General features: G+C 40.1%; 8 protein-coding genes. 5 read left to right on the top strand and 3 right to left on the bottom strand.

The window, feature by feature from the left end; genetic code table 11:
* The 4 genes from IM462_RS17025 to IM462_RS17010 all read left to right on the top strand — a co-directional run.
* A partial coding sequence (locus tag IM462_RS17025) for an HD family phosphohydrolase (protein WP_287700317.1) occupies window positions 1–2,311 on the top strand: 2,311 nt, incomplete at its 5' end.
* Entirely contained in the window at window positions 2,308–2,775 is a 468-nt protein-coding gene (locus tag IM462_RS17020) for a DUF29 domain-containing protein (RefSeq protein WP_287700315.1), read from the top strand. The genes IM462_RS17025 and IM462_RS17020, both read left to right, overlap by 4 nt.
* Window positions 2,776–2,813: 38 nt before the next feature.
* A complete protein-coding gene (locus tag IM462_RS17015; protein WP_287700313.1) occupies window positions 2,814–3,461 on the top strand; it encodes a Uma2 family endonuclease in 648 nt (215 codons plus the stop codon).
* A 144-nt stretch (window positions 3,462–3,605) separates the two neighbouring features.
* A complete protein-coding gene (locus tag IM462_RS17010; RefSeq protein WP_287700311.1) occupies window positions 3,606–4,253 on the top strand; it encodes a Uma2 family endonuclease in 648 nt (215 codons plus the stop codon).
* Window positions 4,254–4,695: 442 nt separating this feature from the next.
* On the opposite strand, the gene IM462_RS17005 is transcribed toward IM462_RS17010, so the two are convergent.
* Window positions 4,696–7,548: a UvrD-helicase domain-containing protein gene (locus IM462_RS17005; RefSeq protein WP_287700309.1), complete on the bottom strand. Its 2,853-nt coding sequence runs from the start codon at window positions 7,546–7,548 to the stop codon at window positions 4,696–4,698.
* A 279-nt stretch (window positions 7,549–7,827) separates the two neighbouring features.
* Window positions 7,828–8,400 (bottom strand): Uma2 family endonuclease, encoded by a 573-nt coding sequence (locus IM462_RS17000; RefSeq protein WP_287700319.1) that lies wholly within the window; start codon window positions 8,398–8,400, stop codon window positions 7,828–7,830.
* A gap of 209 nt (window positions 8,401–8,609) precedes the next feature.
* Between IM462_RS17000 and ileS the strand changes: the two genes are divergently transcribed.
* Window positions 8,610–11,468 carry an isoleucine--tRNA ligase gene (gene ileS, locus IM462_RS16995; RefSeq protein WP_287700308.1) on the top strand — a complete coding sequence of 953 codons (2,859 nt, stop codon included), beginning with the start codon at window positions 8,610–8,612 and terminating at the stop codon, window positions 11,466–11,468.
* Window positions 11,469–11,694: 226 nt separating this feature from the next.
* Here ileS and IM462_RS16990 read toward each other — a convergent pair.
* On the bottom strand, window positions 11,695–11,808 hold a 114-nt coding region (locus IM462_RS16990), incomplete at its 5' end, for a transposase (protein ID WP_271927689.1).

Raw genomic sequence — 11,808 nt, 5'->3', positions numbered from 1 at the left:
TTCTGCCCGAAAATCTCGCTCTTACTCCCTGGGTAAACTGCGACGACCCTTAATCTTCCTGTTTACCGTCGGTTGTCTGACTAGCGTGGTCGGTTATCGTTTCTATAATCAGCCGAAATTGGCCGTCGGGACTATTTCCCCCGTCACGATTATCGCCCCCGAAGATGCCCGTTTTCAAGACCAAGAAACCACCGCCCTCAAACGCCAAAAAATTCGGGCTGGACTGCTTCCCCGGCTGAAAAGAGACCCCCAAACCACCGACCAGATCGAGCGATCGCTGCAGGACACCTTAGGGCAATTAAGTCAAATTCGCCCAATTTTGCGAAGAAATTCCATTTTAATGGGCAGGACTATTTCCAACGCCACAATGGAAACGCTGCTTACCTTTTCTGCCCCTCAATGGTCAACTCTACAAAGCCGCCTCAACTATGAAGAATCTTTTACAAACCTCTTGACAAAAGAGCAGGAATATGCTGTTAGCGAAATCCAAGCCTATCGTCAGCGCGTGACGAAGGGAAGCTTTGAGCAATTTATCGATCGATTGGAGCAATTACGGCAAATAAAGGAGCAAACCAGCCAAAATTATCGGCATTCCAGCTTAAATAAACTCAAATACGCCGATCTGATCACAGCAGCCCAAATGGGCGATCGAGAGTGGCAAAACCTAGAAACAGCCATCCTGCAAGCGAGTCGCCGGATTTTGGTGCAAGGCATTCCCCCGGGGATTTCCACCAGTCACCTAGAGGATACCATCGCCGTGCAGATTAGCAGCGATCGCCTAACCCGTCGCCAGCAGCTTTTAGCCGAAAATATCCTTCTAGCGGCCCTGGAGGGAGAAGCGAACCTGATAGAAGATCGGGAGGCAACCAAAGAACAAGCCGCTAAAGCGGTGGAAGCGGTAGATATGGTCATGTCTAGCGCTCAAACCGGTCAAATTATCGTTAAAGCAGGCGAAAAAATTACTCAAGCTCAGTTTGTTCTCATCGATGGTTTTGGTTTGAGCGAACGGGGCATTAACTGGATGGGTTTAGGGTCAACGGCAATCCTTGTCACCAGTGCGATCGGGACTTTTTGTCTCGTTGCCCAGCGTCTCCATCGGCCTCTGCGTCACCGGGATTTTCTTCTCTTGGGTTTGCTAAGTTTTACCACACCGATCCTAGCGATCGCCAATATTCCCTTTACCAATCTGGCAGCCGTGGGTTTATTAGTCAGCAGTTTCTACGGCCCGACTCTGGCCGTCACCCAAGTCCTCTTAACTGCCGGTCTTTCCCTATTCAGCATCCAAGGTATCAGCGCCGATTTAATCGCGGGAACGATAGGGGGACTATTAGCGGCTATGATAGCGGGAAAATTGCGTTCTAGGGATGAATTATCGCTGCTAGGGATGGGAATCGGAGTCAGTCAAGGGGGTGTTTATCTGCTCACTTACCTAATCGTTAGTGCCACGGCCAGCACGATCATCTATACTCTACTACCCACGGCGCTCGTCTATGGTCTATCGGGGATAGCTTGGACGGTAATCGCCCTAGGATTATCCCCCTATTTGGAACGCTGTTTCGATGTGGTCACTCCCATTCGTCTGGTGGAGTTGTCCAATCCTAATTGTAGTTTGCTCAAACGTTTGGCCACGGAAGCGCCGGGGACTTTTCAACATACCCTTTTTGTCGCCTGTTTAGCTGAAGCGGCCGCCCGAAAACTGCACTGTAATGTGGAATTAATTCGCACGGGAACCCTCTATCACGATATCGGGAAAATGCACGATCCTCTCGGTTTTATTGAAAATCAAATGGGTGGCCCGAATAAACACGATGAAATTAATGATCCCTATGTCAGCGCCGAGATTATTAAAAAGCACGTTAGCGAAGGGTTAGTCATGGCCCGCAGACACGGTTTACCGCGAGTCGTCCGCGATTTTATTCCTGAACACCAAGGCAATCTCTTAATTTCCTATTTTTATCAGCAAGCTTTGCAAAAATCCGCCCAAAATGGTCAAGAATTCGTCGATGAGGCGGCTTTTCGCTACGATGGTCCGATTCCCCAATCGCGAGAAACGGCGATCGTTATGTTAGCCGATAGTAGCGAGGCCGCTTTGCGATCGCTGAAGGAGGCCTCCCCAGAACAAGCTATGGATATGATCAAAAAGATTTTTCAGGCCCGATGGCGCGATCAACAATTAGTAGATAGTGGTATTCGTCAGGAGGAATTACCAATTATTGCCGAGGTTTTTGTGCAAGTTTGGCAACAATTCCACCATCAACGCATTGCCTACCCGAAAGCAGTTTTAGAAGTCTCCTCAGCCAAAAAAATATGAAAAAAGATACTTGGCTAAATCAGTTACAATTTCTCTACGAACAAGATGAACATCTCTGGTTAACTGAAACAATTAAACTTCTCAAGGAAAATCGTCTAGCTGAGTTGGATATTCAACATTTAATCGAGGAGTTGGAGGCTTTGAGCAAACGGGATAAAAATCGAGTTGAGAGTTTTTTAAGACAGATAATTATTCATCTTTTGTTGTGGCAATATTGGTCAGAAGAATTTGAATTAAATCATCGGCATTGGCAAGGAGAAATAGCCACTTTTAGAGTTCAGCTAAATGGATATTTAATCACAAATTTAGAAAACTATCTCCTAGATAACCAAGAAAAAATCTATCAAGATGCCGTTTTTATTGTCGGGCAAAAAACTGAAATATCTCCTCACAATTTTCCTCTAAATTGTCCCTATTCCCTTGAACAAATGCTTGATAGGCATTGGCTGCCAGAGCGAAATTAGTTAAATCCCACAGGAAAAAATCAAGGATAATTACCAAAATGCTACTAATTACTCTCAACGAAAATACTTTATCTTTATCTCCTGGCAGTCAAGTTATTTTTCCGCATCAGACTTGGGAAGATTACGAAAGATTGCTGAGTTTACGTCTCCAGAAAACCTATCCCAAACTCTGTTTTAATCGCAAAACGCAAGAAATTCGGCTTATGTCTCCCTTACCAAGTCATGGCAAACGTATCAATCTTTTAAGTGATTTAGTAAAAATTATCCTTCGTCGTCAAGGCAAAGACTGGGAATGTTTTGATCCAATCACCTTGAAAATTCCGGGAGAAGCAGGAGTAGAGCCGGATACTTGTTTTTATATTGATAATAGAGAGGCAATTTTAGGCAAAGAGAGAATTGATTTAACTGTCGATCCTCCTCCCGATTTAGCTATAGAAGTGGACTTTACTTCTCTGACTGATGTAGAGGCTTATCAATTGTTAAAAATCCCCGAATTGTGGGTTTATCGTCGGGAAGAATTAAAAATATATCTGTTCAGAGAAGACGGTTATCAAGAAAGCGAAAATAGTCGTCTCTTTCCCGATATAAATATCAAGAAACTTTTACCCTATTATGTAGAATTAGGCTGGAATCAAGGTTCTAGTCTTGCTTTACGTCAGTTTGAAGCTTTAGAGAATTTTAGTTAAAACACTTTTTGTATAAAAGTGAGTCATGTATCCAATTAATCCCCCCTTAATCCAGGCTTAATAAGGCTTGATCCCCCCTGCTCCCCTTAATAAGGGGGGTGCCGATAGGCGGGGGAATCTGACAAACTAAAGATAATTACCAAAATGCTACTAATTACTCTCAACGAAAATACTTTATCTTTATCTCCGGGCAGTCAAGTTATTTTTCCGCATCAGACTTGGGAAGATTACGAAAGATTGCTGAGTTTACGTCTCCAAAAAACCTATCCCAAACTCTATTTTAATCGCAAAACTCAAGAAATTCGGCTTATGTCTCCTTTACCAAGTCATGGCAATCGTGTTGATACATTAAGGGATTTAGTAAAAATTATCCTCCGTCGTCAAGGTAAAGACTGGCAATGTTTTGATCCGATTACCTTGAAAATGCCTGGAGAAGCGGGAGTAGAACCAGATACCTGTTTTTATATTGATAATAGAGAGGCAATTTTAGGCAAAGAGAGAATTGATTTAACTGTTGATCCTCCTCCCGATTTAGCTATAGAAGTGGACTTTACTTCTCTGACTGATGTAGAGGCTTATCAATTGTTGAAAATACCCGAATTGTGGGTTTATCGTCGGGAAGAATTAAAAATATATCTGTTAATAGAAGACAGTTATCAAGAAAGCGAAAATAGTCGTCTCTTTCCCGATATAAATATCAAGAAACTTTTACCCTATTATGTTGAATTAGGCTGGAATCAAGGTTCTAGTCTTGCTTTACGTCAGTTTGAAGCTTTAGAGAATTTTAGTTAATACTAAATTCGCCACCGTGCCGCTACCCAGTGCCTTCGCCATCACCCTAATTTGGCCCGACGGAATCGCTACCGCTAGACTAAACTTAGTTTATTGTGGTTCTGAGAACGCAGACTCGTCACTAATGTTTCAATGTAATTAATCGCTAGACTGGAGGAGAGAAAGGCAAAACTTGCTTTTTCTCCTCTTTTTTTGAGAAATCTTATGACAGTAATTAGGGTTTGCTAAAAAAGTTTGTTGGTGGGGTTAGGAGTCAGCAGTCAGTAGTCAGATTTGAATCAGTTATCAGTTATCAGATGTGAGTTTTCAGTTCACTGTTCACTGTTTACTGTTTACTGTTTACTGTTCACAGCAAAAAACTCTCCGCTCCCCTATACCTTCTGAACGGGATTTAGTATTAATTATCAATAGGGACTCACTCAAGATTCCTAACTATGTAATTTTACTGATCTAAATCCTGAGAATATAACTCAATATTCGCTGCTTTCAGACAATCATGCTGTCCATTGTTAACGTGACAAACACATAATAAATTGCGAAAATCGTCATAAAAACACACCTCAACTCCATCAGCAATAGCATACCAAGAAGACTGATGGAAGAAATCATCGACTGTGGTGAAACTAGCCATTAAATCATGACGATACCAAATTTGTCGATGTTGATGGGAATTCCACTTATATCCTTGAGCTTTTAGCAAGTCTCTAATCTGAATAGTCGGGTGAGAACCCTTCCCTTTTTGATTGCCGATTTCAATAGTTATATATTTTGAATTATCTCCTGGTATTGGATATTCTTGCCAATTAATTTTATTCAGATTTAAATGGGCAAGAAAGGGCGAATAGTTAGGACTTTCTGTAATTATATAGAGTTGCTCGATCGCACGGGTGATAGCCACATAAAAAAGACGACGTTCCTCAGCAACAATTCCCTCGGGATGACTGCCAAAAATTCTAGTAAAAACCCAATCGGGATGAATTAAAGGATAGGAACGATTAACCGCATCTAAAATTATAACAACTTGTTTTTCTAATCCTTTGTATTTATGGGATGTGGAAATAGTCAAATGATCTCGCAAATTTTCGGGGAGATGTCCACGGATTGCATTAAGAAAGTCTTCTAATTTATTTTGATCATTGACAAACCAATGCAGGTTATTTTTGCGATTGAGTAAAACCACTTCTTGATTATTTTCAATAATAATCTTCTTGATTAAACGTAATAAAGCAGGAGTAATATGATCCCCATTATGATCTTCAATCTCTCTTGGGGTTGGCTCAAAATCTTGTAGATCAACCAGTTTAACAAATCCCGACTCTTTTTTATGAGGTTGAGCGGGTTTTCCTAAACCATTCATCAAGTTATTTCCTGTGGTGACAATGGCAGAGGCTGAACGATAGTTTGTTGATATATTTAATTTTAGAGAATTGGGAAAATAATTAGCAAAGTTTTGATAATAGTTAAGATCGGAACCAGCAAAACCATTAATAGCTTGCCAATCATCCCCTACACAAAAAAACCAAGCTTGAGAATTTTGCTTTCTAATGGCTGTGATCAAGCGATAAAATAGCTCGGAAAAGTCTTGATATTCATCAATTAAAATATATTTAAGGTTACTTAAATCACCCACACCAGATTTCCGTCTAAAAATTGTTTGCCCAGAGGTGATAAGTTTAGCTGCTGTTTGCATTAATCCGTCAAAATCTTCTTCTCCTGTAGCTTTTAATCTTTCTAGATACGCTCGATAAAAAACCTGTCCTAATTCTAGAAACTGTGACTCAAATTCCTCTAGACAATTATGATTAAAAATTTTATTCTCTAATTCTTCAGTAGTTAAAAACTGCTGGCGACAGCGTTGCACAAATTGAACCATCGCTTTGGTAAAATGATCGATCGAGCGTCTTTTGACTTTTGCCCAAATTTCATCTTCACTCAGTCTATTACAGAGTAAACCAAAACTTTCAATTTTATGCTTCAGTAAATTACCAAATTGCTCCTGTGCTGCTTTTATATCCTGAGGATTAAATTCAAGAAATTGCCATCGAGCTTGATTTTGAGCATTTTGCCAAAACTGACGTTTTCTTGCGGACATTTCGTCATAATCTGGATCACCTTGTAATCCAAAATATTCAATAATAATTCCTTGATTTTTGCCAGTAAATATGGTAAAGTCTGGACGATAATTTATTCCATTCCAATCATAGTTACGTTCGTAGCTATAGAATAAATTATGCTCAAATAAAAAGTTTGCGATCACTTTTTCGCCAAAGGATTTATAGTATCTACCATCTAATCCTTCTCTGGGTAGAGAACGACGATAAGATAACATTTCTTCTCGATTTAATAAATGACCACCTCTAACTAGATTTTCCCAATCTCCACGAAACTTAGCCATCATTAAATCACGAATCTTTGAGAAATACTGTGGAGACTTGAGGTGATCATCAATTACTGATTGTAAAGCTTTGCTTTTTCTTTGTTCCCCACCGGATTGATCGAAAATTAGTTCTTCTTCTGGGTGAACTAACCCATAAGCTAAAGCATGGAATGTCATCACATAGGGAATGTTATTTAGTGAATTGTGTTCAATTCTTTCTCTTATTTCCTCGGCTGCTTTGCGGTTGAAAGCTAGTATTAATATTTCCCTTGGTAAAATACCACAATGTTTCTGCAAAAATAAAGCTTTGTTGACTAATGTGCTAGTTTTGCCGCTACCCGCACGCGCTAAGACTTGGATATTATTATTAACTTCTCCAATGGCTAAAGACTGCTCTAAATCTGGTTTTCTTCCTAGATTTTTTTCTAGCCAAGATTGCACAAATCTATGTTTCTCTTGCCAAAATTCTCCCTTAGTCAGATATTTATACAATCTTTCCTGATAAAGTTTATTTACATTAAGGAAATCATATTCAAGCTTCTGGTAAATATCTTGTAGTATTTTATTTTTAATTTCTGGTACTTTTTGGAAAATTTCTTGTACGGTAATAAAGGGAAATATATCACTAAATTGATTAATAATTTTCTCGATTCTATATTCAGCAAAAAAATTATGCTGATATTTAATATGCACAGACACGGTATCATCTTCGTATTTTATGTTGATGATTTGTCCATATTTATAATTCTTAGTGCCTTTTATCCCCGTCTTTTTCCCTTTGTATTTCACTTCTTCACGAATACGACTAACCTTTTTACCCACAAGAAGCTTCCAAGCTTGATCATAATTACCAACAAGCTCGGCAAATTCCTGAATATTATTAATTACTAATTGCTTATTTAGGTTTGAATTATCCATTGTAACCTCACCTGACCTTACATGATCGAGTGCTGTCTTTCAGCTATGTTTATTGTTCCCTAGGGTAGTGGGAAACTAACAGCGATCGCTTCCCATAAACATAAAGTATAACCTAATTTGGTATTGACGAACAGCTACCGAAAAGGAAAACTTCCTAGAGGTGTGATAAATAGAATTAAATGCTTGATAATCTCGGTTTTTAGGCAAAGGGAGACAGATCTACCCCTATCCCTAGGGACCGAAAAGTGCGATGTCAAGAAAGAATGGCAATCATGGCAATCATACCAAACCAGGGACTTTCCGATAGATAGAAGAGATAGATCCCCGGAATCCTACACTGGTAAATTCTACCTCATCTCCCGCTTCATAGATCTGTTCTTGCCAAACTCCCGAATCCTCGCGACGGTGACATTCAATTTTAATCTGGTTTTGATGAATAAGAATGTATTCTTTTAAGGTGGGACAGGTTTGATAATCGCTGAATTTATCACCCCTATCAAAGGATTCCGTAGATTTCGATAATACTTCAATAATCAGAACGGGATAAAGAATAAAATCATCGGTATTGTTAATCTCTCTCTCGTCACAAACCACCGCAATATCGGGATAATAATAACAATTTGCCTCCTCTAACCGGACTTTAATATCGGAAGTGAGAACAAGACAGGGACTATCATCGAGATGATTACCTAGAACCTTGGCTAAATTGACCGATAAAACGATATGGGGCTTTTTTGCGCCTACCATCGCATAAATCCGTCCTTTTCGGTACTCGTGCTTGATCGGACTGACTCTTTCCCCTTCTAGATACACTTCTGGAGAGACATAAAAAAAATTAGGATTCGTCACCATCGTCCCCATGCTCCCTATCCTCGAATAACTGAATTATAGCCTTTGGGAATCATCGCTCTTGGACTCAATCTCGCTAGACTTATAGATCAATGATTGTCACTTGTAATATTTATATTACAGTTATGTGACAGACTAGAGATAACGACTCTCAAAGGGACGTTATTTAGGAATGAATCCCGAAAACGATTGATATCCATAGGTTTGCCAGAATGTCCAACGCTAAAAGTTACAAAGATACCGTTAATTTGCCTCAAACTGACTTTGATATGCGAGCAAATGCCAGTAAACGTGAGCCAGAAATCCAGAAATTCTGGCAAGATGAGCAAATATATGAGAAATTAGCGCAAAATAACCCCAAAGAATTATTTATTCTCCACGATGGTCCCCCCTACGCTAACGGATCCCTGCATATCGGTCATGCTTTAAATAAAATTCTCAAAGACATTATCAATAAATATAAACTGCTGCAAGGCTACAAAGTGCGCTATGTGCCGGGTTGGGATTGTCACGGGTTGCCGATCGAACTGAAGGTTTTACAAAGTCTCAAAAGCTCGGAAAAAGAGGGTCTAACCCCTTTGAAATTACGTCAGAAAGCCCACGATTTTGCCCTTCAAACGCAAAAAGAACAGTGTGAAGGTTTCAAAAGGTATGGAGTCTGGGGAGACTGGGAAAATCCCTATTTAACCCTACAACCGGAATACGAGGCCGCTCAAATTGCCGTATTCGGAAAAATGGCCCTAAAAGGTTATATTTATCGGGGACTAAAACCGGTTCACTGGAGTCCTAGTTCTCAAACCGCTTTAGCTGAGGCAGAATTAGAATATCCCGAAGGTCACACTTCCCGCAGTGTCTATGTTGCTTTTCCGATTACGTCAGTTTCAACCCCGGTTTTAACGCCATTTTTGCCTAATTTATCCGTGGCTATCTGGACGACTACTCCCTGGACTTTACCCGGGAATTTGGCTGTCGCATTGAACCCAGAATTAAACTATTCAGTGGTGGAAACCAGCGAGTCTAATTATCTAATCGTAGCGACGGATTTAGTCGAAAAATTGGCCGACATTTTTAACACAACTTTGACGATTAAAGCAACGGTTAAAGGTCTGGAATTAGAACATACTAAATATCGTCATCCTTTGTTTGACAGAGAAAGTGCGATTCTCATCGGTGGGGATTATGTCACCACTGATTCCGGCACCGGATTAGTTCACACGGCCCCTGGCCATGGTCAGGAGGATTATATCGTCGGCCAACGTTACGGTTTACCGATACTTTCTCCCGTGGATGATAAGGGAAATTTCACCGCAGAAGCGGGACAATTTGCGGGTTTAAATGTCCTAAAAGATGCTAATGAAGCGATAATTTTAGCACTGACAGAAAAGGGTGCGTTACTCAAAGAGGAAGCATATCAGCATAAATATCCCTACGATTGGAGAACCAAAAAACCGACAATTTTCCGCGCAACAGAACAATGGTTTGCTTCCGTGGAAGGATTCCGAGAATTAGCTTTAGACGCGATTGATTCAGTGCGTTGGATTCCCGCAACAGGGAAGAATCGCATCACTTCTATGGTTAGTGAAAGAAGCGATTGGTGTATCTCTCGTCAGCGCAGTTGGGGGGTTCCTATTCCTGTTTTTTATGACGAAGAAACAAATGAACCTCTGTTAACGGAGGAGACGATTAATCACGTTCAAGCTATCTTCGCAGTCAAGGGTTCTAATGCTTGGTGGGAGTTATCGGTAGAGGAATTATTGCCTCCCAGTTATCGCGATAATGGTCGCAGTTATCGCAAGGGAATGGATACTATGGATGTGTGGTTTGATTCTGGTTCTAGTTGGAATGCGGTGGCTAATGCTCGACCAGAATTAAGTTATCCTGCGGATATGTATCTAGAAGGATCGGATCAGCATCGGGGATGGTTTCAATCAAGTTTATTAACCAGTGTGGCTGCTAATGGTATTGCTCCCTATAAAACGGTGTTAACTCACGGTTTTGTTTTGGATGAACAGGGACGAAAAATGAGTAAATCTCTGGGTAATGTCATCGATCCTAATGTGATCATTAATGGTGGTAAAGACCAGAAAAAAGAACCCGCTTATGGGGTGGATGTGATTCGGTTATGGGTGTCCTCGGTGGACTATACCAATGATGTGAATATCGGTCAAAATATTCTTAAACAGTTGGTAGATATCCGTAATAAAATCCGTAATACTGCCAGGTTTTTACTGGGGAGTTTAAATGATTTTGATCCCGTTAAAGATGCAGTAGCTTATGAAGATCTACCGGAGATTGATCGCTATATGTTACATCGTATCTCGGAGGTGTTTACGGAAGTAACGGCAGCTTTTGAAAGTTTCCAATTCTTCCGCTTTTTCCAGACGGTACAGAATTTTTGTGTTGTCGATTTATCTAACTTTTATATCGACATCGCTAAGGATCGTTTATACATTTCTGATCCTAATTCTTTCCGTCGTCGCAGTTGTCAAACAGTCTATGCTATTGCTTTAGAAAATCTCGCTAAAGCGATCGCTCCTGTCCTGTCTCATCTAGCGGAAGATATCTGGCAATTTCTACCCTACAAAACTCCTTATTTATCAGTATTTGAGTCAGGATGGCTAAACATCAATCCTGCTTGGAATAATCGCGAATTGGCCGATAAATGGGCGAAATTCCGGCAGCTACGCACCGAAGTTAATAAGGTGATGGAAACTGCCAGAAATGATAAGGCGATCGGTGCTTCTTTAGAGGCAAAAGTTTTACTTTATGTTCCCGATGAAACCTTACAACAGGAGTTAGAATTATTCAACAATTGTGATAGTTTAACTGGGAATAAAGTTGATGAATTGCGTTATCTATTTCTCTCTTCCCAAGTGGAATTAGTTAGTGATATTAGCGCGATTCAAACCGCAGAATATAAGGGAGAATCAGACTTTGTTTCGGTGGGAATTGTCAAAGCAGACGGCGAAAAATGCGATCGCTGTTGGAATTATTCCACTCAAGTGGGAAAATTTGCCGATGATCCCACTATTTGCGAGCGCTGTAATGCCGCTTTAAAAGGAGAGTTCTAAGCTAAATTAAAAGGGTGCTTTATTGTCTAATAAAGTACCCTTGTTTAATCCTCAGCTAAAAACTTATTCACAGGTATTAACTCTAGGGAATAGATAATTAGGGATGGAAGATTACCAATCAGCTTTTTCAGAACGTCATCAAGATACAGAAATACTTTGTGAATCTAATAGGAAAATAGCTGCTATGCACTTTGGAGGTAGGTTCTTCCGAACTTACCATGTAAAATCAACTAGCAAAATGCCAATTTAATAAACATCTAAGACTAAAGTTTTTAAAGTTTCTAAATCCATAGCCTCTCCTTTTAATCACCTTCAGTTTATTATTAATTCCTTCCACTGT

The organism is Microcystis sp. M144S2 (assembly GCF_020246065.1).
In the GTDB taxonomy this organism is placed as follows: Bacteria; Cyanobacteriota; Cyanobacteriia; order Cyanobacteriales; family Microcystaceae; genus Microcystis; species Microcystis ichthyoblabe_A.
This window is presented reverse-complemented; position numbering and strand designations above follow the sequence as displayed.